The sequence below is a fragment of the Negativicutes bacterium genome (assembly GCA_021372785.1).
In the GTDB taxonomy this organism is placed as follows: domain Bacteria; phylum Bacillota; class JAAYKD01; order JAAYKD01; family JAAYKD01; genus JAJFTT01.
The window spans coordinates 14,318-39,182 of sequence record JAJFTT010000066.1 but is presented as its reverse complement, the minus strand read 5'-3'; the positions used below and the strand labels follow the sequence as shown (position 1 = coordinate 39,182).

Here is a 24,865-nt window from a genome sequence, read left to right as displayed (position 1 = left end):
TTACCGGAAAGGATGATTTGTCATGGAGGAAAACTGGCAGCGTAATCTGTATATTCTGTGGATCGGTACCTTTATTGCAGGTACCAGTTTTTCTTTGGTCTCACCCTTTTTGCCTTTATTGCTGCAAGAAATCGGTCAGGAAAGCAATGTAGAATTTTGGTCCGGTTTGATTTTTTCCGCTTCTTTTATTACCAGTTCGATCATGTCACCTATCTGGGGTTCTTTGGCAGACCGATTTGGTAAAAAGCCGATGATCATTCGTTCCGGTTTAGGCATTGCTCTGACCTATTTTATGATGTTTTTTGCGACACAGCCGTGGCATCTGCTGGTCTGTCGTCTTTTAAACGGTTTGCTCAGCGGCTTTATTCCTTCGGCGATCTCATTGGTGGCAACCAATACGCCGGAGCATCGAGTCGGACGTTCCTTAAGTTTGATTTCCACCGCCAGCAATGCCGGCAGTGTGATTGGTCCGCTCTTTGGCGGACTGTTGGCGGCAGCCTTCGGCATGCGTCAGACCATGCTGATCGGCGGCGGCACCCTGCTTTTAGCCACTGTGGTCGTTATATTCGGCGTACAGGAAAAGATTCTGAAAACGGAGAAACCGCGTTCCAATATCCTGCAGGATTTAAAAGAAGCGTCCTATAATCGCAGCCTGATGGCTATGCTGATCACGCAGACGATGATCACCCTATCGCTGATGATCATTCAACCGGTTCTGACTCTCTTTATCGGTCAATTGGGTGTCGGTGAGAATGTTGCCACCTACTCCGGCATTATTTTCAGTCTGGCTGGGATTGCTTCTGTAATTGCCGCACCGATTTGGGCGCGCTACGGAGAGAAGATCGGTTTTCGCAACACCTTATCCTACTCCCTGGTCGGAGTGGCTATGATGAATCTGCTGCAAATTTTTGCCCATAATGTCTACGTTTTTGCCGCCATGCGCTTTGCCTATGGGCTGTTTCTGGCCGGTGTGGTGCCGGCTGTCAATGCGATCATTGCCGCGTCGGTGCCATTGGAATTCCGCGGCCGTGCTTTTGGCATCAGCAACAGCTTTAACGGTTTTGGCGGTGCCCTGGGACCGCTGATTGGCGGTGCAATTGGTACCTGGCTCGGCATTCGTTTCGTATTTTTATTTGCCGCTGTTTCTATTGTGGTCAATCTGATCTGGATCCGCCTGGTTTTCAAAAAAGGGGTAGAGAATAGTACTGCCACGCCGGGGTAGAAAATCTGTTACCGGCAAGAAAACCATGCAAGGACGCTGCGGGTGAAAATTGCTGCTGCTTCTGCCACAAGCAATGATCAGGTGGGGATTCGGCAGCTTTTTCTATACTGTGTGTTGTCTTGTCAAACACAGTTGCTTCCTGTATACTGAAAATATGAAAAAGCAGAACTGAATGAATAGGTGATAGCGTGAAAAGGAACTGTTTGCATCCTTTTCATCTCGATTTATGCCATGAGCGCTGCGAAAGGAATGGATTTTAAAATGACAAAAATACTCGATGATGCTTTGCTGGCGACCGTCAGCAAACCGGTTCGCTATATGGGACAGGAGCTGAATGCTGTTGTTAAACCTCCGCAAAGCGTGGAAGTGAGCATGGCTTTTGCTTTTCCTGATGTTTATGATGTGGGTATGTCCCATTTAGGCTCAAAAATTCTCTATCATGTCGTCAATCGGTTGGAATGGGCCAGCATGGAACGGGTTTACGCTCCCTGGCCGGATTACGAAGCGTTGCTGCGCCGGGAAGGCGCCGCTTTGACGACGCTGGAAAACCGGCTTCCTCTGCATCAATTTCCTTTTTTGGGAGTGACACTGCAATATGAATTAACCTATACCAATCTGCTCACCATTCTGGATTTGGGTGGTATCCCCTTGCTGGCAGCGGATCGCGAGGATAGCGATCCAATCGTCATCGCCGGCGGACCGGGCGCCTTCAATTGTGAACCGATCACCGCTTTCCTGGATTTGGTCACTTTAGGCGACGGAGAAGAAATTTTACCGCAGCTATTGCAGCTTTACCGCCAACTCAAGCAAAACGGGCCGGTCAAACGTCAGGAATATCTGCTGCGGGCTGCTCTTCTGCAAGGCGTATATATCCCTTCGCTTTATGCAGCCAGTTATGATGAAGCGAATCGGTTTAGCGGGATTAAACCCTTGGTGCCGCAGGCAGCTATGCCGGTCCGCCGCAATCTCATCCAGGACCTGGATAAAGCACCCTATCCGGAGTCGCTGGTAGTACCTTACGGTGAGATCATTCACGACCGCGCCATGATTGAATTGTTCCGCGGCTGTACAGCCGGCTGCCGTTTTTGTCAAGCCGGCTGTTTATATCGTCCCGTGCGGGAACGTTCGCTGTCAACCTTATTAAAACAGGCGGAATTGCTGCTGCGCAGTACCGGTTACGATGAAATCTCGCTGATTTCTCTTTCCAGCATGGATTATACGCAAATTGAAGCGCTGATTGATCAGTTATTGCTGCGCTACCGCAAGGAAAGCATCGGCATTGCGCTGCCTTCGTTGCGCGTAGACAGTTTTTCCGTTCAATTAGCGGATAAAGTCCAGCAGGTGCGTAAGAGCGGTTTAACCTTAGCGCCGGAAGCAGGCAGCCAAAGATTACGCAACGTAATCAATAAGCGGGTATCGGAACAGCAGATACTCGATGCAGCCGGCGGGGCATTTGATGCCGGTTGGAGCAGTTTGAAATTGTATTTTATGCTTGGACTGCCCACGGAAACGGAGGAAGACCTGACGGAAATAATTGTTTTAGCGCAGAAAATTGCCGCTCTCTATCGTCAAAAAAAGCGCAGAAGCAAGCTGCATATCGGCATCAGTATTTCTACTTTTGTGCCGAAACCGCATACGAGTTTCCAGTGGGTGGGGCAGATTGCTCCGGAGGAAATTAAAAACCGGCAGAATTTTCTGCGCAGGCAGTTGCGCGACAGAGCCATTGAATTATCGACCCATGATGCGGAAACCAGTGCTTTGGAAGCAGTTTTCAGCCGCGGCGACCGTCAGCTTGCCAAGGTAGTGCTGCGTGCTTGGCAATTGGGGGCGCGCTTTGACGGTTGGTCCGAATATTTCCGGCCGGATCTTTGGCGTCAGGCTTTTGCAGAATGCGGTATTGTGCCGGAGAATTACAGCGAAGGTGCGATTGATTTTGCGGCAGCTTTACCCTGGGATCATTTAGACAGTGGTATCAGCAAAGAATGGTTGATCAATCAATGGCATTTGGCGGAGCAAGCGCACGAGACGCCCGATTGCCGCAGCGGTAACTGCAGTCTGTGCGGCGTCTGCCCCTCTTATGGTGTAGAGAACCTGATGGCTAAGGAGGAGTGGTAAACATGCGAATCTTCTTGAAATTTCAGAAAAATGCGGAAGTACGTTGGATTTCACATCTTGATTTGATCAAAGTGTGGGAACGGGCAGTGCGGCGGACCCAACTGCCGATTGCTTTTAGCCAGGGGTTTAATCCCCGCCCCAAGCTGAGTTTGGCGACTGCCCTGGCAGTCGGTGTGAGCAGCGAAGCGGAATATATTGAAATGGAATTCAGTGAAGAACTGCCGCTGAAGGAAATTTTGCAGCGCCTCAGCGCACAGATGCCGTCAGGGCTGCCGATCAGCGGGATCGGCGTTTTGCCGGAAAAGTCGCCGGCTTTAATGTCGCTGGTTTTTGCTTCTCTTTATCGCATCACGCTGCCGCCGGGCGACAGCCGGGAAATTGCAGCGCTCGAACACGCTCTGCTTGCTCTGCTGGCCGAAAAACAGTTGATTTTCAACTATCAGAACCGAGAAGGGAAAACGATTTGTCAGGATCTGCGGCCCGGGCTGTTTACAGCTGAGTGGGATGAAAAAAATGCGGTTTTATTGCTGAAAGTGGAAACGAGTTCACGCCTTTTTGTACGCCCGCAGCATTTCCTCTCGGTCTTGGCGCAAAAAATGCAGCGCCCCGATTGGCCAGCCGAACAGGTTGGTTTGCATCGCCTGCAACTGACCATGAAAAATAATCTGATCTAGAAGACGGCAGTTGCTGTATCGACAAAAAAACATCGAATCAGGCCGTGAAATATTTGACAAAACAACAATAAATGTGTATAATCTTTAAGTAGGCTTTGCGTCTCTATGCGCATACCGCTCGAAGCAGGCGCCTAAACTTCTCTCACGAAAGAAGTGCCTGGCATGGCGAGTCTTGAAGAAAAAGGAGGTGCAATGGCAAATGAATTATGCCATTATTGAAACCGGCGGCAAACAGTACAAGGTTCAGGCCGGAGATGTTATTTATGTGGAAAAGCTTTTGGTCGAAGTGGGCGAAGAATACAGTTTCACTCATGTTTTGGCAATCAGCAAGGATGACGGACAGATGATGATTGGCAATCCTCATGTAGCAGGAGCGAAAGTGACTGCCAAAGTGGAAGAGCAAGGCAAGGAAGCCAAAATAAACGGTTTCCGTTACAAAGCCAAATCCAATTATCGCCGCCGTTACGGACATCGTCAACCCTATACAAAATTCACGATTATCGCAATCGAAGCCTAAAACAATCATGATTTGTATCACTTTTCGTCGCGGTCTTCAACATTGGGATGGTTTCCGCAGCAGCGGTCACAGCGGTTATGCTGCGGCAGGCAGCGATATCGTCTGTGCCGGTGTCAGTGCGGTCGTGCAAACGGCACTGCTGGCGGTCTTGGCGATCAGTGAAGCAGCACCGGTTTACGAAATGGCGGACGGGTTGCTTGAATGCAGTATACCGAGAGAAGCATCAGATACTGTGGAACTGCAGATACAAGCAATACTCGACGCTGCTTTTCTTGGCTGTGTCAGTCTGGCGCAGCAGTATCCCCGTTATATTCGACTGCATGTAGAAGGTTTGGCAGGTTGGGAAGAAACAGCCAAAAAACCGGATGCTTTGCGTCACCTGATTCAATTAATAAAAAGAGCATAGGGAGGTGCACACCATGTTTTTAATGAATTTACAGTTATTCGCTCATAAAAAGGGTATGGGTTCGTCCCGTAACGGACGTGACAGCCATTCCCAACGCCTGGGCGTCAAGATTTTTGGTGGTCAATATGTCAAGGCCGGTAATATTCTGGTTCGCCAACGCGGCACCAAATTCTTCCCGGGTTTAAATGTGGGTATCGGTAAAGACGATACATTATTTGCAACAGTAGAAGGAACCGTTGAGTATATTACCCGCTTCGGGCACAAGAAATATATCAATGTTCGCCCTCTGGAAGCGGCGGCAGAGATCGCTAACGCCTAATGAAAGAAAGAGGCTGTTCCGCTACGATGATTCTGTCATTGTAAGGAACGGCTTTTTTTATTTCAGGCTATCATTCTGATCCCGGGGAACGGATGGGAACAAGGATTCGGTTGGTTTCGCATCAACGAGTCTACGACAGGAGGAAGCATGTTTGTTGATAGGGCAGCCATTAAAGTCATCGCCGGTTCCGGCGGCAATGGCCGCGTTTCATTCCGCAGAGAAAAGTATGTTCCGGAAGGCGGTCCCAATGGTGGTGACGGCGGCAAAGGCGGCAGTATCATTGCCCGGGTGGATACCGGTTTACATACTTTGATTGATTTTCGTTATCAAAGAGTTTATAAAGCAGCCAACGGTGGTTCCGGTGATATCAAGAATATGTCGGGTCGCAGCGGCGAAGACCTGGTGCTGCGTGTGCCGGCTGGGACTCTCTTTTTGGATGCCGCAACCAAACTACCGATTGCCGATCTGACCGAACCTGGTCAGGAGGCGGTTTTAGCCAGAGGCGGCCGGGGCGGACGGGGGAATGCCCGTTTTACCTCATCAACCAATCAGGCACCGGAAGTTGCCGAAAACGGCGCGCCGGGAGAAAGCCGGGATTTAATCCTGGAACTGAAAATGCTGGCATCGGTAGGATTAGTGGGTTATCCCAATGCCGGCAAATCAACCTTGTTGACTGCGCTGACGGCAGCGCGGCCGAAAATCGCCGATTATCCTTTCACAACCCTGACGCCAAATCTCGGTGTGGTACAGGCTGATGAGGAAAACAGCTATGTCATGGCGGATATCCCCGGTTTGATTGAAGGAGCGCATACCGGAATTGGCCTGGGTCACGATTTTTTGCGGCACATCGAACGGACCAAACTGTTGGTTCACTTAATTGATCTGGCTGCCGTGGATGGTCGTGATCCAATCTCGGACTATCTGGCAATTTGCCGTGAACTGACGCTCTACAGTGAGGAATTGGGCAAACGTAAACAGATCATCGTTCTGAATAAAATCGATTTACCGGCGGCGGCGGAACACATGCCGGAAGTCTTGGCTTGGTTTCAGGCCAGAGAGATCACTTGTTTTCCGATTTCAGCTCTGACGCGGGAAGGTTTTGCTCCATTATTGAAAGAAATCACGCTGCAGCTTTCTTTAATTCCGGACCTACCGCCGCTGACTTTTACTTCAACAGCCGAACTGATCTTTGCCGATGAGTCAGCGATTGAAATCCAGCGTGAATCCGAGGACTTGTGGGTAGTGAAGAGCAAACGCCTGGAACGGCATGTCTTAATGACCGATTTTACCCACAACGCTTCCGTGAAACGTTTCCAGGGTTTAATGCGCAAAATCGGTGTGGATGAAATGCTGCGCCAGGCAGGCGCTATGGCTGGTCATACCGTTCGCATCGGTGAGATGGAATTCATTTTTGCCGATTATGATGATGAAGAAGAATACTTGTATTAAAGGAGCCAGAACATGATTTTAACCGGTAAACAGAAACGTTTTCTGCGAGCCATGATGGTAACCGAAGCCGCTGTCATACAGATCGGCAAGGCTGGCATTACGGAAAATTTGGTAAAACAAACCAATGAGACTTTATTCAACCGTGAGATCCTGAAAGTGAAAGTACAAAATAATAATGATGAAGATCCTGAAATCCTGGCAAAAGCCTTGGCGGAGGCCTGCGAAGCGGAATTGGTCCAAGTGATCGGTCACAGCTTTGTCTTGTATAAAAAGCATCCCGAGCAGCCGAAAATCGTTTTGCCCTCCTCCAATGAATAAGTGTTTGTCGTGAGAAGACAAGAGAATTTGACATTGCTTGGCGGCAGCAAAAAGGCGGGCGACGTTTTTGAGTAATTTCCCTGAAAAAGAGATCGCACTCTACCTGCAGAGCAAGTTATCTGCCAAACGCTGGCGGCATACTTTGGGTTGTCAGCAAACGGCGATTCAATTGGCTGAGCGTTATAGTCTGGATGCCCTGAAAGCAAGTCAGGCAGCGTTATGTCACGATTACTGCCGCTCTGAAACACCGCAGCAATTACTGCAGCTGGCAGAAGAATTGCATTATACTTGTCAGCCGGCGGAACTGCAGGCGCCAATCCTCCTGCATGGACCGTTGGCAGCTCTGCTGCTGCAGAGGGATTGGCAGGTAGAGGATGCTGAGATTTTAGAAGCGGTACATTATCACACCACCGGCAGATTGAATCTCGGCGCTCTAGCGAAGGTCATTTTTTTAGCGGACGGGATCGAACCTCAGCGTGATTATCCGGGAGTTGAAGAGCTGCGCCATTTGGCACAAGAGGATCTCGATGCTGCCTGCCTTGCTTTTCTGCAGACCAATCTTGCTTACTTGCAGCAAAAGGGCATGGCAGTGCATCCGTTCAGCTATCAATGGCTGACCCAATTAAAAGAATTAATGGAAAGAACGGCGGAGAAACGTGACAAGCGAAAGCATAGCGAAACATGATCTGCCAAACGGTGGGAAAATTAAAAAATCCGGTTGGCAAACTGTATTGAAAATTCTGGGAGTATTGCTGCTCGTGGCGGGACTGCTCGTAACGGCTTTGTCCCTGGCGACCTCGAACTATCTGCAGGGGTTGAATAAAGACGAGCTCGTTTTGGCAAAACCCGCTAAGGGTGAACCGGTCAATTTGCTGTTGATTGGTACAGACGCCGGCTTGTTGGCCGGCGGCGGTACAATGCCTGCCCGCAGTGATGTGCTGATGTTGTTCAGCTTTGATCAAGTGCAGCATAAACTGGCGGTCATTTCTATTCCCAGAGACACACTGATCGATCTGCCGGAGATCGGTTATGAACGGATCAATGCCGCTCATGTTTTCGGAGGAACCGCATTGACTGTGCAGATGGTGGAAGAACTGCTGCAAACCAGTGTGCATTATTATGCCAAGGTAAATTTTGAAAGTTTTCAGGCGTTGGTAGATGCGGTTGGCGGTGTCGATTACAATGTGGAATTCGACATGGATTATGAAGATCCTTATGATGTTCCTCCGCTGATCGTTCATCTCAAGGCGGGACAGCAAGTATTGGACGGGGAAGCTGCCGAAGGATATGTGCGTTACCGGGCGGACGGTATGGGTGATATCGGTCGCGTGGAGCGTCAGCGCAATTTTATGCTGGCGCTGGCCGGACAACTGCTGCAACCGGCCATGTTGTTGAAAATGCCTGCCATTGCGGCCAAAATGCAGCCGTATTTGGATACGAATCTCAGCATGCTTGACGGTTTGAAACTGGCGACGTATTACCTGCGGATTCCGGATAAGCAGCGTTATACCATTACACTGCCGGGGGCAGGTCAGATGATCAATGAAGCCAGTTATTGGATTGCGGATGATATTGATCTGGCAGGGATCTGGCGGGATTATTGTCCGGCACCGGCGGCTGTCGATTAGAAAAATCAGGTTAATTTGAAAATGATGCGGAGGGAAAGTATGTATTCCAGTAAAGAATTAGCTCTGTCGGTTGTTCAATGGGCTGAAGCAAAAAAAGCCAAAAACCCGGTTGTGCTTGATGTGACAACCACCAGTACGTTTGCCGATTATTTCGTGATTTGTCACGCCAGCAACAAAATTCAGGTGGTAGCAATTGCCGAACATATTGCAGACCAGGCGGAAGAGATTTATGCCCTGCCTGTCTATCATAAAGAAGGTATGAGCGAAGGCAGTTGGGTACTCCTGGATATGAATGATGTGATCGTGCATATTTTTGATGAAGAGACGCGGGAATTTTATAACCTGGAACGTCTCTGGCACGATTCACCGCGTGTAGAATTGGTACCGGAAACAAAACAATAAAAGCATAAAAAAAGAGGCTGACTCCGGATGTCATCAAGCATCATCCGGAGTCAGCCTCTTTTTGAGGCAGTTAGTTTTTTTTCAGAAGATAGAAGGTGATGCCTGCGAGGATCAGGAATCCGCCCATGAGGGTAAGCAAGGGCGGTATTTCCCGCAGAATGAAATAAGCGAGCAGACTGGCAAACACCGGCTCACAAAGGGTGGAGAGCGAGATCAGCGTTGCACCGTGAAAGGGCAGCAACCAGTTATAAACGGTATGACCCAGAACAGAGCAAAAGAAAGCCATCGCGGCGAAAAGTAAATAATCGCTTGTTGGATAACCGCGAAAAGCAGTCTGTGTGAGGGTGACAAGCAGTCCCAGCGTGACTGCCGCACTGAGGTAAACGAGAAAAATATAAGTCCAGAGCGAAGCGGTCTCCTGAACGCGGACGCCCAACAGAAAATAAAAGGCAACAAAAAAGCCACCGGTCAAAGCCAATAAGTTGCCGCTGAAACTGAGATTGCCGCTGCCATTTGCCGCGATCAGCAACGTACCGCAGAAGGCAAGCGTCAAACCGAGCAATAAAGCCCGGCTGGGACGTTTTTGCTGCAGCAGGCATTCGACAGCGGCAACGATCATCGGACTGCAGGAGACGAGGACGGTGGAAGCGGCAACAGTCGTCATTGACAGCGAAGCAATCCAGGTGGCAAAATGCAGTGCCAGACAGATGCCGGAGGCGATACATAAGAGAAAACTGCCTCTTTTCATCTGCAAAATCTCTCTGCGATAATGGATGAAAACATAAGGCGTGATCATCATTACGGCAAACAGCATACGGTAAAAGGAAATGATCAAAGCAGGCGCCGTGGTTAACCGAACGAAAATGGAGGAGAAGGCGGTAAAAAACACAGCGAGCAGCACGGTCGCTTTGGGTGGGGCAGCGTGACTCAAAATCGCATCGGCTCCTTCGTTCGGTTCGGTTTGATTATGATTTTCGGATGACTCCGGTGGCTCTGGCTGCGTCGGCTACCGCAGTGGCAATCGTTTGACAGACACGCGGATCAAAAGGACCAACAATGATGTAATCATCGCGCAGATCTTCCTGAGCGATCAGACCGGCAATGGCATAAGCTGCCGCCAGTTTCATTGCCTCATTGATGGTGGTGGCATTGGCATCGAGAGCGCCGCGGAAAATACCGGGGAAACAAAGCGAATTATTGACTTGGTTGGGATAATCGGAGCGGCCGGTTCCCACTACCCGCGCACCGCCGGCTTTTGCCTCCTCCGGGAAAATCTCCGGTGTAGGGTTGGCCATGGCAAAGACAATGGCGTCCTTGTTCATACCGGCAATCATCGACCGGTCAGCAATATTGCCGGCAGAGACACCAATGAAAATATCAGCGCCTTTGAGCGCTTCCTTCAAATCTCCGGTTTGATGCAGCCGGTTGGTGATGGAGGCCAATTCATCCTGCGCAGGGTTATTTTTTGGATCGCCCACATTCAGAATACCATGACGGTCTACCATCAGCAGATTCCGAACGCCTGCTTTGAGAATCAAACGGCCAACTGCCGTGCCGGCGGCACCGGCGCCATTGATCACGACGGTGCAATTGCTTAACTCTTTGCCGATCAGACGGGTCGCATTCAGCACAGCCGACAGAACAATTACTGCGGTCCCATGCTGATCATCATGAAACACAGGAATGTTCAGTTCCGCTTTTAAGCGGCGTTCGATTTCAAAACAACGGGGAGAGGAAATATCTTCTAAATTAATCCCGCCAAAGGAGGGAGCGATGATTTTAACGGTTTGTACGATCTCATCAACATTCTTACTGTTCAGCATAATTGGCACAGCATCGATATCCGCAAAACGTTTGAAAAGAATACATTTGCCTTCCATAACCGGTAAGCCGGCTTCCGGACCGATATCTCCCAAACCCAAGACGGCGGTACCATCCGAAATAACCGCAACCGTATTGCCTTTGTTGGTATAAGTATAAACCAATTCCTTATTCGCGTATATTTCTTTACAGGGTTCCGCTACGCCGGGTGTATAAGCTAAACTCAAATCCAAAATATTGTTAACCGCTACTTTACTCTGAATGGATATTTTTCCTCTGTATTTGGCATGTAAGGCCAAAGCATCATCTCGTAAACTCATGCTTAAAAACTTCCTTCCCAATCAATTTATCTTATTCAATTCGACAGAGGCAGAATTCTTCCTTCCGAGCGGGAGCGCTACTTTCTGTTTTGTATTATTTCGGAGATTTTCGCAAGGCGGGGAGGAAATTTTCAGTGCAAGTCGAATTGAAAAAATATGCGTGTAGCATAAATGGTTACAGGAGGTGAACATAATGGCTTACAAGATTAATAAAGACTGTATAGCATGTGGTAGCTGCATACCGGAATGTCCCGTCGATGCGATTTCGGAAGGGAACCCCTACGTAATCGATCCGGATAAATGCATTGACTGCGGTGCATGCAACAACATTTGCCCGGTAGGTGCTCCTCAACCGGAGTAAAACGGAAGCATTGCCAAAGACTGCTTTGATTTGAAAAAATCAAAGCAGTCTTTTTCTACCTATTTCTGCCTGTTGAGCAGCGAGAGAATTCCCCAGACGCAGCGGATGGTTGCAACGAGCCGGCCGAAAGGAAGCAGTACAGCTGCCCGATTGCCTTCATAAAATCCCTTACGATTCCGACAGAAATAATTAGTTAGCTATGGTTGACATAAACCCTCTTTTCGTGTAAAGTGTAAGTAGTGGCTAACAGAGACCATTTTTTTCAGCAATAATTGTTAGATAAAGATAACATAAAAAAGGGGGGACGATCATGACCTTAGCACAGATTTCAGTAGGACACGGGGCCAGAATTCAGCAGGTTGGTGGCAGCGGCGCATTGCGGCGCAGGCTTTTGGAAATGGGACTGACACCAAAGACAAAAGTAACGATACGAAAAGTTGCTCCTTTGGGAGATCCTCTGGAATTGAGTCTGCGTGGTTATAGCTTAACCCTGCGAAAAGAAGACGCCGCTCTGATTGAGGTGGAGGCGGCAAACGCATGAGCGATCATTTCACTTTTGCTTTGGTTGGCAACCAGAATTGCGGCAAGACCACTCTCTTTAATCAATTGACCGGCAGTAACCAGCATGTCGGCAATTTCCCTGGTGTAACGGTGGAACAAAAATCCGGCGGCATCAAGGGTTATAAAAAAACGAAAGTTGTGGATTTACCGGGTATTTATTCGCTTTCTCCTTATACAACAGAAGAGATCGTGACCAGAGATTTTCTTCTGGATGAAAAACCGGACTGTATCATTAATATCGCCGATGCAACCAACTTAGAGCGGAATTTGTATCTGACGCTGCAGTTGCTGGATTTACAAATACCGATGGTCTTGGCGTTGAATATGATGGATGAAGTGCGGGCCAGTGGTCACTATATCGATTTTATGCAATTATCAGATGCATTAGGCATCGAAGTAATCCCGATTTCCGCAATGAAAAACCAAGGCGTAGCCGAACTGATCGATCGCATGATGGAAACGGCGGCAAAGAAGATTAAACCGCGGCATTTGGATTTTTGCAGCGGGGAATTACATAAGGCAATCCATGCGATCTGTCATCTGATTGAAAGCAAAGCGGAAGCAGCCGGCGTGGCTGTGCGTTTTGCGGCAGCCAAATTGGTGGAAGGCGACGAGCTGATGGAAAAACGTCTGGCTTTGACACCTTCAGAATTAGAAATCTTGCAGCGCATTGTGGAAGAAGCGGAACACAATCTGGGTATGGATCGGGAAGCCGCTGTGATTGATCTGCGTTATCAATTCATCGAACAGCTCTGCGCCAGAACCCTGAAACATCCGGGTCAAACCAAAGAGCAAATTCGCTCAGAAAAAATAGACCGCTTGCTGACTCACCGCTACTTTGGCATCCCAATTTTTTTCTTATTTATGATCTTGATTTTCTGGATCACCTTTGGTCCGATCGGCAGCTATTTTGTCGAGATTTTTGCTTTGGTTATTGACGGAATCACGGGTAGTTTCGATGCCCGGCTGACTCGTTTTGTTGTTAATCCGATTCTGCATTCTCTCTTAATCGATGGTGTATTTGCCGGTGTGGGCAGTGTACTGGGGTTCCTGCCGATCATTCTGATTCTCTTCTTTTTGCTGTCGATCCTGGAAGATACCGGCTACATGGCGCGCGTCGCCTTTATGATGGATCAGTTTATGCGTAAAGTTGGGCTTTCCGGCCGCTCGATTGTCCCTATGCTGATGGGGTTTGGCTGTTCTGTGCCGGCTATTATGGCTACCCGCACCTTGCCCGGTGATAGAGACCGCAAGATCACGATGCTGCTGACTCCGTTTTTATCCTGCAGTGCCAAAGTACCGATTTATGCAATTTTTTCGGCGGCCTTTTTTCCGGCGCAGCAAGCCCTGGTCATGATCACACTCTATCTTGGTGGCGTGCTGATGGCAATTTTGTCCGGATTTTTACTGAAATCCACGGTGATGAAAGGAGATTTAATGCCTTTCGTCCTGGAACTGCCGGCTTATCGGCTGCCGAATGCCAAAAGCGTAGCCTTTAATCTTTACGAGAAAGCCAAGGATTTCATGACGCGCGCTTTTACCGTGATTTTTCTGGGGACCATTGTGATCTGGTTTTTGCAAAGTTTTGATTTACGCTTCAATTGGATTACCGACAGTAATACCAGTATCCTGGCGGGGTTCGGCAGAAGTTTGGCGCCGCTTTTTGCTCCCTTGGGTTTTGCGGATTGGCGCGCGGCGACTGCCCTCTTAGCCGGTTTGACGGCAAAAGAAGCCGTGGTAAGTACATTGGCAATTCTGACCGGCGTGCGTGAGGTGAGTCAGGTTTCTGTTGCCTTACCGCAAATATTTACACCGCTTTCGGCATTCTCGTTTTTGGTTTTCACTCTGCTTTATTCACCCTGCATTGCCGCTTTATCCGCGGTTCGGCGGGAATGGGGCAGCTGGCGGGGCATGGTGATCGCCTTTTTGTATCAGACTGGGATCGCCTGGTTAGCGGCATACTTTGTTTTTCAGGTTGGCTCTCTGATTCTTTGATTTTTTGGGCTTGTTTTGAAAGGAATGTGAGATCATTATGCAAGGAATCGATTGGCTGCTGATTGGGCTGACATTGTTGGCTATCCTGTTTGCGGCGCGGAAAACAAAACGTCAAGCGGGCAGCGGCGGCTGCGGTTGTGGCTGCGCAAGTTGCAAGAAAGCGTGTATTTACAAAAAAAAATAAGAAAAAACAGCCTGGCGTTGCCAAATGCACCACTGCAGAGAGACGATTGCCCACCTCTCGCAAGTGGTGTATTTTAATGATGCGAAAGACTGTTCTTTCTTTCAATGCAGAGCATGCAGATATTGTTCCAGCAGATGAATGATCTGCTGACGGTTGGTTTTGATCGTCTTTTTGGTCTGACGATAAAGGAAATTCCAAAATGCAATGGTCATACCGTTGTCTTCTATCAAGAAAACAGCAACTGGATTTGTTACTTTACTGAGCATGACACCATAATCTTCTTTGACATATAACAAGTAAGGCGTCATATTTTGCTGATGAATCACGACATGATAATTGGGTTCACCGCGCAATAAATCAATCACATTGGCTAGATGCAGGCGAAATTCTTCCTTCGTGTAGTAAAAATAAGGCAAACCGAAAAGCTCTCGCAGCAATAGCGGTAAACTACCCTGTAACACAGTATTCAGGTTGGGCAAGGAAAGAAAATCTATCACGCCGAAGTGCTTTAGATTTTCCAACAGGGAAGTTTCTCTTTCCCGCTGGATAGCCAGAATGGCAGGTTGTCCGCTGCGCTCCGCAATACTCTTGGCGGCGGCAGAAGGCAGGGTGAGCAACGATAAATAAGGAGAGTAAAGTAACGTGTTACAAGGCTTGGCATCAAAGTCAAGCAAAGCTTCATGCAAAGCCGGGGTTTGTTCGTTGGTGTAGATTTTCATTAATGGTTTGCACAAAGCGAAATAACGTTCAAACTCTTTTTCAAAGGCTCGAATCAGCGTTTGGTTGGTAATATAAAAATTAGTCATATCATCCAGATTATTCTGCACAGAAGACGCTACAATTGCTGCGGTCCGCGGTGCAATAAATAGAGTGCGCCGAAGAACGCCGTCTTGTGACCTGGGATAATAATAAGGTTCGATTGACCCGGTCAGATACAAAGGCAGCCATTGGGTGATCGCCTCGAAAATCTCATTTAACGCACGGCTGACGGTATGAATAATCCTGATGTGATTTCCTTTCAAAATCGCAGTTGTCATTAAGTCCGCCCATTGTTTGGTGAATAGCGGGTCATTGGTCAGCCATGACATATCTTCGCTGCTGAAGAGCAGCAGCGTTTGCGTGAATTTTTCCCGTGTGACTTGATGCAAAAAGCGTAAAACTGCCTCCTGTTTTCCTTTGATGCCAAAGTAATAATTGGCTTTGGAACGCGACAGCGCAGGGCGCAACTTTGGGGCTGCCGGATCAGCCTGATGACGAAGCAGGCTGAAACGACGCAAGAAGGTTTCTACCGGTTCTTCCATATCATCGGTATCCTGCAGCAGCCAGTGAGATAAAAGTTGATTTAAGTGATTGCTGTCATCTTCATAGTGATAGGGAAAGGTGGGAACCGTCGCCAGGATCCGTTTTTGCTCCTCTGTAGTGATATTCCGGGCGAAATAGTCTACCATAGCGGGGATAAAAACAGGGTCTTTCGGCAGCTTGCGGCTGCCATTGCGTAATCGGCTGATATAGGAAGCATCCAGTGAGACGGCTTTGCCCAACGTACTGTTGGATGAATGGGTTAATTTCATTAAAAAATCTAATTTTTCGTGGAACACGAACTTTCACCTCAAATAATCAGTGTAGGATGCTTAATAGTTTAAGAAAACTGAAAATAACATATCATAAACGAACCAAAAAAGCAATTGTCAATCCTGCGAATTTTCGTGAAAAGGGCGCTGCCGACACGCATGCAAATTCAGCCGGTAAAATAAAATATGCTTGCCCCGGCGGATAAATTGTGATAAAATGCAGTAGCACATGCGGGCGTGGCGGAATTGGCAGACGCACCAGACTTAGGATCTGGCGGAGAAATTCATGCAGGTTCAACTCCTGTCGCCCGCACCATATAAGAACGCTAATATTGATACGATGGGTGTCAACATTAGCGTTCTTATTTTATGCCGAAAAAGCCTGCAAGCAAGGCATTTTCGGAACTTTTATGTGCTTTTTACTTCGTCACCTAACCACCAGATACCGCCGATATCCACCGAAACAGTGATGTCCTCTATACCCGCGCTTGCGATTACCCGAAATAGTTTCACTTTTTCCCACAGTTTCATTTGCCGCAAAAATAGTTTCATACCCGCGCTTGCGATTGGGTGCATACGTAAACATAGGTGATCTGCTAACTCTGTTCTGGACTAATTAGTGTATGCCTAAACCCCGTATTTTACAGACGAAAGGTGCTCAACATAAAAGCTCAATAACTGCTGTATCCTCTTGACAAAGCAAGAAGATGTAGTATCATCTAATTGTAATTGGTTGATGCTACATCTTGTTTTGTGTGGAGGCTTCTATGGACATTACAAAAAGACAGATCACTAAAATCGCGCGGGAAGTCAGCAAATTCACTATCCGCACCTTGCGGGAAGATGGTATCGGCACGGCAGAGTTTGATGTGATCCATGCCATCCGAAAAAATCCCGGCATCACACAGGCAGGCGTGTGCAAAATCGTGGGGATCGATAAAGGAGCTGTTGCACGCCAGACGGCGAATCTGGAGGCTAAGGGATATCTAATTCGAAAAGAGAATCCCGCCGATGGCCGCAGCCAGCTTCTGTTCCCAACCGAAAAAGCGGAGAGTCTCAAAAACTCAAAGGCGCATATCGAGTCGTTGTTTTATGAATGGTTGACGGGGGTGCTGTCAGATCAAGAGCGCGAGGAATTTGCTGGATTACTTGATATTCTGTATCTGCGCTGCAAGACAGAAAGCAAAGCTGATTTTTCTGAGATGCAGGATATTGTGAAGAGAGAGTGTCAAAATGGAAAATAATAAAAAGAAAAAGCTTTCGAAGGCAATGCTGTTTATACTATTGTTTGGCATTGTCAGCCTTTTTTCGGATATGACGCATGAAGGAGCATCCAGCATCCGGGGCGCGTATCTCTCCCTGCTGGGTGCATCTGCAGGAACAATTGGCTTTATCTCCGGATTGGGGGAACTCATTGGCTACTCCATGCGATATGTGTTCGGCAAGCTCACCGACAAAACAAAGCAATACTGGCCTATGACCGTTGTTGGGTACATACTGGATGTGCTGGCCGTTCCCGCCCTTGCGCTTGTTGGTGAGCACGGATGGATTGCCGCCTGTGCTCTGCTGGTTATCCAGCGCATGGGCAAGGCCATAAAAAAACCGGCGAAGGACACCATCATGTCTTTTGCCGCCTCGCAGGAAGGTGTGGGAAAGAGTTTCGGCATTCAGGAGGTACTCGACCAGATCGGCGCGTTCCTTGGACCGGTACTGCTCTATCTCGTCATGCTGTTCAAGACGGATGGCTCGACCTTTGAGGTGTATTCCACCTGTTTCGCGGTACTTGCGATTCCGGGTGCAATTACCATTAGCCTACTGCTCGTGACGAAGCATAAATTCCCGAATCCAGAACACTTTGAACCAGAACCAAAGGAATATATCCCATTCAAGATGAAGAAGGAGTTTATTCTATATATCGCCGGTATCAGTCTGTTCGCATTCGGCTTTATTGACTACTCTATTATTATCATGCATGTATCAAATACCTATACCAATCTTGCATCCGGCCTTGCCGAAACGACGTCGCTTGTAAACAGCGGGACGCTGCCTCTGCTCTATGCGGGCGCCATGCTGGTAGATGCGGTGGCTGCTCTGTTTTTCGGGCTCATGTACGATAAAAAAGGTGTCAAAGCACTGGTATGGTCAACAATTATTTCCGCTCCTTTTGCGATCTTTGTATTCGGCTTACATTCCGTTCCTACGGTGCTGCTGGGCATCGCCCTCTGGGGCGTGGGCATGGGCGCACAGGAGTCTATCCTAAAAGCCGCAGTGACGAATATGGTCCCCAAGGCCAGCAGAGCTACAGGCTATGGCATTTTTGAGTGCTCCTTCGGGGTGTTCTGGTTCCTTGGAAGCTGGCTTATGGGTGTACTGTATGATGTAAGCATACCGGCAATGATTGTGGTGTCCGTTGCCACCCAGCTTATGGCAATTCCGCTGTATTTGGGTTCATCAAGACTTAACCGCAGTATTTAAGAGATGTGTAGAATAATATGCCATGTGTTTTGTAAATGATATGCGGATAATATTTACGAAAAAAAGGTGGAGCACTCAACGCTCCACCTCAATCTCTCTGCTGCTTTTAAACTTGAACGCGATCCTGCCGTCCCGGAATACTGTCGCTCGGTCGAGAATTGAAATCCACAGCCTTTCGTCCCATTCTTCGAGGACGAGGGGCTGTTTCTTTAACTCCTCGATGAACAGCCGAAGCTCACGGTCTTGGTCGTGCTTATGCTCTTTCTCAGCAGTTACCTCCGTAAGCCGCGCCGTCGCTTTCTCGTAGCGGGCAAGCAGGCCGTTGTACTTCTTTGCGTATTCCTCCTGCGACTGTGCCGTTGAAGCATTCTCCTTGACACAGGTCTTGACCAGCTCCGACACGACCGTGATTTCCTCGTTCAAGTTGTCGAGCTCTGCGTCCAGCGCCGTAGTGTCAGAAAGCACTCGCCGCATCAAAGCACAATCCGAGATAACACCCTCGCGGTCTGCCATCAGGCGATTGTAGGCTATCAGGAACTTTCGCTGGATGGTTTCCGTGTCCAGATGAGGCGTGGCGCATTTCGTCTCGCCCTTGAACTTGCTGTTGCAGCGCCAGATCACCTTGCGGTACGGGTCGTTTGAGTGCCACACCTTTTGACCAAAGAAGCCACCGCAGTCACCGCAGACCAGCTTGGACGAGAACACGCTGTTGCCGCTGTAGGCTCTACCGAGCGACCTACGCCGCGCTATTTCCGCCTGCACCATGTCCCATTCCAGCGGCACTATAATGGCTTCATGGCTGTGCTCCACATAATACTGAGGCACTTCGCCCTCGTTGGTCTTCATCTTTTTCATCAGAAAATCCACTGTGAATTTCTTCTGTAGAAGCGCGTCGCCCTTGTACTTCTCGTTTGAGAGAATACTGTCCACCGTGGTCTGGCTCCATTTTTGCTTGCCGGAGGGCGTTGGAATACCCTGTTGTTCTAAGTATCGGCAAATCCCCGCTGGCGTTTTACCCTCAAGGAAAAGCCTGTAGATAAGCCGGACAATGGCGGCTTCCTCTTCGTTGACAACAGGCATCCCGTCCTCTCCTTTTTCATAGCCGAGAAACTGCTTATATGGCATACTGACCTTTCCGTCGGCGAAGCGTTTCCGCTGGCCCCACGTGACGTTCTCCGAAATGCTCCGGCTTTCTTCCTGCGCCAGTGAGGACATGATGGTTATAAGAAGTTCTCCCTTGCTGTCGAAGGTGAAGATGTTTTCCTTTTCAAAATAAATCTCTGTGCCGTGCTCCTTCAGCTTGCGGACGGTCGTAAGGCTGTCAACCGTATTACGGGCAAATCGGCTGACCGATTTCGTGACGATAAGGTCAATCTTACCGGCAAGCGCGTCCTTGACCATCTTCTTGAAGCCGTCGCGGTGCTTGGTGTTGGTCGCCGAAATTCCTTCATCGGTATAAACCCCAACGAACTCCCAATCCTCACGGGATTGAATGTAATGGGTGTAATAATCCACCTGTGCCTCATAGCTGGTTTGCTGTTCCTCGCTGTCAGTAGACACGCGGGCGTAGCCAGCAACCTTGCGTCTCGTCACCGAAGTCGTCGACAGCGCCGTAAAGCGGTTTATTGTGGCTGGTATCATCGTTACTGCTCTTGGCATTTCTTTTCACTCCTTTTCCTCGTTTTCTCTGCCGCTGCCTGACGCCTTTCCGCAGTCCAGCTCTCAGAGCGTGAGCGGTCTTGCCATGTGGCGTTTTCCGAATGTCCGTCTGTGAAAGTAAACTCCAGAGTATTGTTCGGTAGCGCGGAGACAAAAGCAATGCGCTCCGCAAATGCATCCTCATCAAATAAATCACAACCGAGTACCTTGGCAGTCACGGCTTTGAGCGTTTCTTCCGGTATCTGCTTGGAAGAGCAGTATTTTTTCCCTTTTGTGTTGTATGTGGCGCAGACCCAAGCGATGCCGGTATGCGTCGTCTTGCGCCGATACTTTTTCCCGCAGAGGCCGCAACGTATCTTACCGGTGAAAGCCGTAGACGAACCGGGTTTTACATGGACGCTCTCTGCTCGTCTGACAAGTTCTTGTTGAACCGCATCGAAAGTCGCCCTGTCGATGATTGGCTCGTGTGCGTCCTGAACATGGTACATAGGAAGCTCGCCGTGATTTATGCGAGTCTGCTTTGTCAGGTGGTCGGTGCGGAACGTCTTCTGCAGAAGCAGGTCACCAGTGTATTTTTCATTTCGGAGCATTTTTCGGATTGTGTCCTGATGCCAGCTCTTTTCAAAGCGTGTAGGAATCCCCAACTCATTGAGCCGGTTGGCGATTGCCTGTCTGCCAAACCCATCAAGATACCACTTGAACACCAGCCGCACTGTTTCCGCTTCCTCCGGCACAATCTCGAAAACACCGTCCTTTGCCCGGTATCCGAGAATCGTGCAATCCCACGGCTTTCCGGCTTCGAAATTGCGCTTGATGCGCCATTTCTGATTTTCGCTTGCCGACAGGCTTTCCTCCTGTGCGTAGGACGCGAGAATGGTCATCATCAGCTCACCCTCGCTGCTCTGTGTGTGAATGTTCTGCTCCTCTAAAAAAACATCCACCTCCAGTAGTTTCAGCTCTCGCACGGTTTCCAGCAGAGTGACCGTGTTTCGAGCGAAGCGGGAGATGGACTTGGTAAGTATCAGATCAATACATCCGGCGCGGCAGTCGGCAAGCAGCCTTTGAAACTCGTCGCGGCTTTCCTTGGTGCCGGTCATCGCCTCGTCAGCGTACACACCGGCATATTCCCAGTCGCCGTGCTTCTGTATCAGCGTGCTGTAATACGCGACTTGCGATGAGAGCGAATGAAGCATCGCGTCCTTGCCGCTGGACACGCGGGCGTAGGCGGCGACACGCTTTTTTCGCTCTAACTTCGGCGGATGCGCCACCTTTTTGATTATTTTTTGCATATTGTCACCCCCTTGTAGTGTGACATATTACCTCTGATACTACTATATAGCAAGCCATTTTCCCGGAATAAACTACACGAGGATAAGCCGTATTTTTCGGCCATCATTGTATCAATTATGGTGTACTCAGCTTCGTTGATGATGCCCTCTGACAGCATCCGACGTGCTTGCGCCATAGCGGATTTGTAGCCAAGAGTGTGGTCATTCATGGCTGTTACCTCCGAACCGGGCGGCAATATAGCACTGATGAGAGCAGTACTTCCGAGCCTTGTTTCCGATGCTCACGAAGGGCTGACTGCAGTTCGAGCATATCAGTTGATATTCCGTTCTGGGCTTGCTGCCACGATTGGCATACCACCATGCCGCACGACACTGGTCTGAGCAGAACTGACGCGCTCTGTGTTTGTTCTTCACCTTGATTGGTTTGCCACACTGTTTGCAAACAAGAACTGTTTTTTCAGTATTGTCAGTAAGCCGAGTACGACGGCAGTAAGTTTTTATCGTACTTTCCGAAATTGAGAGCGTCTCTGCAATACTCGCGTAGGTGCAACCCAGTCTTCGCATTTCGGTTATTATTTTTTTCTGATCGGTTGTCATGAGCTTTTCTCCAGTCCGAGAACTCTTGTCCTCACTACCCACTGGAAAAAAAGAAGACCATCGTACAAAAAATAAGCAAAAAAATAATGCCTACCAGAGAGATGTTCTCCAGTAGGCATCACTAAGTATATGTTTACTCGCTGTACTTTCAAAGAAAGAACGAAAGCCTGTATGTAAACGCAAAAGAGTTTGATAGGGAGGGTTTGAATTGGATCATTATTTCCGCGGTGCCTGAAAGTTTGTTAATGACAGAAGTGTACCAAAGCATTCAGATGACAATAATCCTTATGATAATCGCCATTCTTCTGTCGATACTGTTTTTTTACATCATAATAAGAAGATTGCTTAAACCTATGGGCAATTTGTTGAAAGTGGCTGATAACATATCATCCGGCAACCTTGCCGACAGGGCGGTAATTTTCAGAAATGACGAGATCGGCAGACTGTCGGGAGCTTTCAATGAAATGGCCGAAAACCTTTATGATTTAATAAACAATCTGGAAGATACGGTGAAAACAAGAACGGAAGACATGAAAACCAGCAAAGATCAGCTTCGGCTTCTTCTGGACTCAGCCGCCGAGGCAATTTACGGTATCGATTTGGAAGGAAACTGTACATTCTGCAACACAAGCTGCATCAAATTGCTCGGGTATTCCGGCCAGGAAGATCTTCTCGGAGAGAATATGCACCGGAAGATACATCACAGCAAGATTGACGGTACCCCCTTCTCCGCCGAAGAATGCAAAATTATGAAATCGATCAGACAAAATGAAGGTACACATTCTGACGATGAGGTTTTTTGGAAAGAGGACGGCACATTCTTCTATGTTGAATACCATGCTTATCCCCAGATAAAAAACGAAAAAATCGTTGGAGCAGTTATTACGTTCACGGATATTACAGGGCGCAGGAAAAGAGAAGCGGAAATCAAATACCTGAGCTGCCACGACACCTTGACCGGTCTTCACAACAGAAGATGCTTTGAAGAGAACCTTAAAAAATTAGATAATCCGGACAACCTGCCCTTATCGGTGATTTTTGCAGATATCAACGGTTTAAAGATGACCAATGATATCTTTGGACATTCAGCGGGAGATGCCCTAATCAAGAAGTCGTCGGAAATCCTTATGGAAGCCTGCAGAAAAGACGGCTCTGTCGCCCGCGTAGGCGGAGACGAATTTGTTATGATCCTGCCAAAAGCCACAAACGAGGACGCAATGAAAGTCCTTTCCAATATCAAAGATATTTTCTCCGACTCGCGTATTGCCGCAATAAAGTGCAGCATTGCGTTGGGCAGCAATACCAAAACAAATTCGGCACAACCCATTGAAGAAGTGTTGTCCAGCGCAGAAAACGCGATGTATAAAGACAAGGCGCTGAACCGGAAGTCCTTTAATATGGACATTATCAATACAATAATCGAAACCCTGCACAACCGCAGCCCTAAAGAAAAACAGCATTCGATTACTGTTGAGGAAATATGCGGCAGTATCGGCAGTGCCATGGACCTTCCGGATACGGAAATAAAAAGATTAAAACAAGCAGGGTTTTTGCATGATATCGGTAAAATTGTATTGGAAGAACACCTTTTGTCCAAAGCCGATTTGTCAGAGGAAGAGCTTGAAAAAATGCAGCAGCATCCGGTTATCGGTTACCGCATATTGAACCTGTTCGACACTACTCTTGATTTGTCGGAAGGCGTATACAGCCACCATGAAAGATGGGATGGAAAAGGATATCCAAAGGGGCTTAAAGGCAGAGAAATCCCCTTGCTGTCAAGGATAATTTCCATAGGGGAAACCTATGAAAGAGTGTTAAGCAGCGAGGAAAACCCAAACTCTGCAGGCAGGGAAAAGGCCATACAGGTGATTATTGACGGCGCCGGGAAACAGTTTGACCCTCAAATCGTCGACTTGTTTGTGCAAATGATGAATAAACAGTAGTCCACAGAGGTGCTTTAAGCTTGACTGTTTCAGAGCTGATTCTCTTTCGGTGCATTTTTAAGACAGTATTAATAAACCCTGGTCGGGGTCGATATATTTATTCAAGCAGAAAAAACTTCTGCTGAAATAAGCGAACATTTGATTACATTAATTTGCTGAAGGAGTGTTATATCATAAAAAAGATATCGATAAAAATCAAAATTTCAATTTATGTACTTCTTATATCCATGGGTTGTTCTCTATTAATAGGTTACTTCAGCTTTGCCACATACAAAAGCAATTTAGAAGATTATATGGGCAGGCGAGCTCTTGATATTGCTATGACAGTAAGCGAAAATATTGATGGAAACAAGATATCGGAATATGATAAAACCGGAGTGAAAGATGATTATTATCAGGTAATGCTGGATTATATAAGCAAGCTGAAAGAAAAATTGGATCTGACTTATTTATACATAATGGTTGATTCGGGCAGCAATTACAAATATATAGCGGACGGATATTCGGAAGGCGAAACACCCAGTATGCTTGGCGATACGCAGCCCAAGGATGAATACGGAGCCGAGCCCGGCGAAGCCATTTCAACAGGAAACGGCACCTTTTCTTCTGTTTATTCCAACGGAGCATACGGTGATCTTATTTCAGGCTTTGCACCTGTTTTTAACAGCGAAAACAAAGTGGTCGGCGTTGTCGGGCTGGATATCGGAGCTGATACCATCAATAAGAGTATTAATGATTATCTTCCCACTTTATTAGGAATAATGATCCTGTCGTGTGCTGTTTCATTTGTTTTGATTTACATTGTGGTTAAGAAAACAGTAGTTGACCCCATAAAAATACTGGAGAACGCTTCTTCCAGGTTATCCCAGGGTATAGTTGATATAACGTTTCCAGACAGATACCTGAACAAGACCGATGAAATAGGCATCCTGACGTCAGAGTTCGTCAAGATGATAAACAATATTCGCGAGCAGGCGGCGGCTGTCGAGAAGATTTCCGGCGGAGATTTGAATATATATTGAAAGCCCGGTCTGAGGAT

At 48.0% G+C, this 24,865-nt stretch carries 26 protein-coding genes and 1 tRNA gene; 19 read left to right on the top strand and 8 right to left on the bottom strand.

Annotation, left to right across the window (positions count from 1 at the left end):
- Positions 1-22 precede the first annotated feature (22 nt).
- The 11 genes from LLG09_08215 (at position 23) to rsfS (ending at position 9,050) form a co-directional block, all read left to right on the top strand.
- Positions 23-1,222 (top strand): MFS transporter, encoded by a 1,200-nt coding sequence (locus tag LLG09_08215; protein ID MCE5197092.1) that lies wholly within the window; start codon positions 23-25, stop codon positions 1,220-1,222.
- 261 nt (positions 1,223-1,483) lie between these two features.
- Positions 1,484-3,337, top strand: a complete 1,854-nt coding sequence (locus LLG09_08210; GenBank protein ID MCE5197091.1) for a TIGR03960 family B12-binding radical SAM protein — start codon at positions 1,484-1,486, stop codon at positions 3,335-3,337.
- A gap of 2 nt (positions 3,338-3,339) precedes the next feature.
- Entirely contained in the window at positions 3,340-4,011 is a 672-nt protein-coding gene (locus LLG09_08205; protein ID MCE5197090.1) for a TIGR03936 family radical SAM-associated protein, read from the top strand.
- 199 nt (positions 4,012-4,210) lie between these two features.
- Positions 4,211-4,528 (top strand): 50S ribosomal protein L21, encoded by a 318-nt coding sequence (gene rplU, locus LLG09_08200; GenBank protein ID MCE5197089.1) that lies wholly within the window; start codon positions 4,211-4,213, stop codon positions 4,526-4,528.
- 7 nt (positions 4,529-4,535) lie between these two features.
- Positions 4,536-4,934, top strand: a complete 399-nt coding sequence (locus tag LLG09_08195) for a ribosomal-processing cysteine protease Prp (GenBank protein MCE5197088.1) — start codon at positions 4,536-4,538, stop codon at positions 4,932-4,934.
- A 13-nt stretch (positions 4,935-4,947) separates the two neighbouring features.
- Entirely contained in the window at positions 4,948-5,253 is a 306-nt protein-coding gene (gene rpmA / locus LLG09_08190; protein ID MCE5197087.1) for a 50S ribosomal protein L27, read from the top strand.
- Positions 5,254-5,400: 147 nt separating this feature from the next.
- Complete coding sequence (gene obgE / locus LLG09_08185; protein ID MCE5197086.1) at positions 5,401-6,702, top strand: GTPase ObgE; 1,302 nt, start codon at positions 5,401-5,403, stop codon at positions 6,700-6,702.
- A gap of 15 nt (positions 6,703-6,717) precedes the next feature.
- Positions 6,718-7,020: a ribosome assembly RNA-binding protein YhbY gene (gene yhbY / locus LLG09_08180; GenBank protein ID MCE5197085.1), complete on the top strand. Its 303-nt coding sequence runs from the start codon at positions 6,718-6,720 to the stop codon at positions 7,018-7,020.
- Between the two features lie 67 nt (positions 7,021-7,087).
- The gene (yqeK, locus tag LLG09_08175; GenBank protein MCE5197084.1) at positions 7,088-7,705 is read left to right on the top strand and encodes a bis(5'-nucleosyl)-tetraphosphatase (symmetrical) YqeK; all 618 of its coding nucleotides are present in this window, start codon (positions 7,088-7,090) and stop codon (positions 7,703-7,705) included.
- A complete protein-coding gene (locus LLG09_08170) occupies positions 7,677-8,648 on the top strand; it encodes an LCP family protein (protein MCE5197083.1) in 972 nt (323 codons plus the stop codon). The genes yqeK and LLG09_08170 overlap by 29 nt, the downstream gene beginning before the upstream one ends.
- A gap of 39 nt (positions 8,649-8,687) precedes the next feature.
- A complete protein-coding gene (gene rsfS / locus LLG09_08165) occupies positions 8,688-9,050 on the top strand; it encodes a ribosome silencing factor (protein ID MCE5197082.1) in 363 nt (120 codons plus the stop codon).
- 70 nt (positions 9,051-9,120) lie between these two features.
- On the opposite strand, the gene LLG09_08160 is transcribed toward rsfS, so the two are convergent.
- Both LLG09_08160 and LLG09_08155 read right to left on the bottom strand, forming a co-directional pair.
- Positions 9,121-9,981: a DMT family transporter gene (locus tag LLG09_08160; GenBank protein MCE5197081.1), complete on the bottom strand. Its 861-nt coding sequence runs from the start codon at positions 9,979-9,981 to the stop codon at positions 9,121-9,123.
- A gap of 34 nt (positions 9,982-10,015) precedes the next feature.
- Positions 10,016-11,191, bottom strand: coding sequence for an NAD-dependent malic enzyme (locus LLG09_08155; GenBank protein MCE5197080.1), 1,176 nt, complete (start codon positions 11,189-11,191; stop codon positions 10,016-10,018).
- 193 nt (positions 11,192-11,384) lie between these two features.
- Between LLG09_08155 and LLG09_08150 the strand changes: the two genes are divergently transcribed.
- The 3 genes from LLG09_08150 to feoB all read left to right on the top strand — a co-directional run bounded on the left by LLG09_08150 (position 11,385) and on the right by feoB (position 14,108).
- Complete coding sequence (locus LLG09_08150; protein ID MCE5197079.1) at positions 11,385-11,552, top strand: 4Fe-4S binding protein; 168 nt, start codon at positions 11,385-11,387, stop codon at positions 11,550-11,552.
- Between the two features lie 310 nt (positions 11,553-11,862).
- Positions 11,863-12,093 (top strand): ferrous iron transport protein A, encoded by a 231-nt coding sequence (locus LLG09_08145; GenBank protein MCE5197078.1) that lies wholly within the window; start codon positions 11,863-11,865, stop codon positions 12,091-12,093.
- The gene (gene feoB / locus LLG09_08140; GenBank protein MCE5197077.1) at positions 12,090-14,108 is read left to right on the top strand and encodes a ferrous iron transport protein B; all 2,019 of its coding nucleotides are present in this window, start codon (positions 12,090-12,092) and stop codon (positions 14,106-14,108) included. The genes LLG09_08145 and feoB overlap by 4 nt, the downstream gene beginning before the upstream one ends.
- A gap of 285 nt (positions 14,109-14,393) precedes the next feature.
- On the opposite strand, the gene LLG09_08135 is transcribed toward feoB, so the two are convergent.
- A complete protein-coding gene (locus LLG09_08135) occupies positions 14,394-15,890 on the bottom strand; it encodes a hypothetical protein (protein ID MCE5197076.1) in 1,497 nt (498 codons plus the stop codon).
- A 204-nt stretch (positions 15,891-16,094) separates the two neighbouring features.
- Between LLG09_08135 and LLG09_08130 the strand changes: the two genes are divergently transcribed.
- Positions 16,095-16,179, top strand: a tRNA-Leu gene (locus LLG09_08130).
- Positions 16,180-16,271: 92 nt separating this feature from the next.
- Here LLG09_08130 and LLG09_08125 read toward each other — a convergent pair.
- The gene (locus LLG09_08125) at positions 16,272-16,415 is read right to left on the bottom strand and encodes a hypothetical protein (GenBank protein ID MCE5197075.1); all 144 of its coding nucleotides are present in this window, start codon (positions 16,413-16,415) and stop codon (positions 16,272-16,274) included.
- Positions 16,416-16,630: 215 nt separating this feature from the next.
- Between LLG09_08125 and LLG09_08120 the strand changes: the two genes are divergently transcribed.
- Both LLG09_08120 and LLG09_08115 read left to right on the top strand, forming a co-directional pair.
- Positions 16,631-17,107 carry a MarR family winged helix-turn-helix transcriptional regulator gene (locus LLG09_08120; protein MCE5197074.1) on the top strand — a complete coding sequence of 159 codons (477 nt, stop codon included), beginning with the start codon at positions 16,631-16,633 and terminating at the stop codon, positions 17,105-17,107.
- Entirely contained in the window at positions 17,097-18,338 is a 1,242-nt protein-coding gene (locus LLG09_08115) for an MFS transporter (protein MCE5197073.1), read from the top strand. Before LLG09_08120 ends, LLG09_08115 begins: the two co-directional genes overlap by 11 nt.
- 75 nt (positions 18,339-18,413) lie before the next feature.
- Here the strand turns inward: LLG09_08115 and LLG09_08110 are convergent, their stop codons facing one another.
- Genes LLG09_08110 through LLG09_08095 form a run of 4 tightly spaced genes read right to left on the bottom strand, consistent with a single transcriptional unit; the run spans position 18,414 to position 21,883 of the window.
- A complete protein-coding gene (locus LLG09_08110) occupies positions 18,414-19,997 on the bottom strand; it encodes a recombinase family protein (GenBank protein ID MCE5197072.1) in 1,584 nt (527 codons plus the stop codon).
- Positions 19,982-21,286 (bottom strand): recombinase family protein, encoded by a 1,305-nt coding sequence (locus LLG09_08105; protein MCE5197071.1) that lies wholly within the window; start codon positions 21,284-21,286, stop codon positions 19,982-19,984. The genes LLG09_08110 and LLG09_08105 overlap by 16 nt, the downstream gene beginning before the upstream one ends.
- Positions 21,274-21,495 carry a hypothetical protein gene (locus LLG09_08100; GenBank protein MCE5197070.1) on the bottom strand — a complete coding sequence of 74 codons (222 nt, stop codon included), beginning with the start codon at positions 21,493-21,495 and terminating at the stop codon, positions 21,274-21,276. The genes LLG09_08105 and LLG09_08100 overlap by 13 nt, the downstream gene beginning before the upstream one ends.
- Entirely contained in the window at positions 21,488-21,883 is a 396-nt protein-coding gene (locus LLG09_08095) for an RNA polymerase subunit sigma-70 (GenBank protein ID MCE5197069.1), read from the bottom strand. The genes LLG09_08100 and LLG09_08095 overlap by 8 nt, the downstream gene beginning before the upstream one ends.
- A 203-nt stretch (positions 21,884-22,086) precedes the next feature.
- Here LLG09_08095 and LLG09_08090 point away from each other — a divergent pair, with 203 nt between their 5' ends.
- Both LLG09_08090 and LLG09_08085 read left to right on the top strand, forming a co-directional pair.
- Positions 22,087-23,826: a diguanylate cyclase gene (locus LLG09_08090; GenBank protein MCE5197068.1), complete on the top strand. Its 1,740-nt coding sequence runs from the start codon at positions 22,087-22,089 to the stop codon at positions 23,824-23,826.
- 152 nt (positions 23,827-23,978) lie between these two features.
- Positions 23,979-24,848 (top strand): hypothetical protein, encoded by an 870-nt coding sequence (locus LLG09_08085; protein MCE5197067.1) that lies wholly within the window; start codon positions 23,979-23,981, stop codon positions 24,846-24,848.
- Positions 24,849-24,865: the final 17 nt, after the last annotated feature.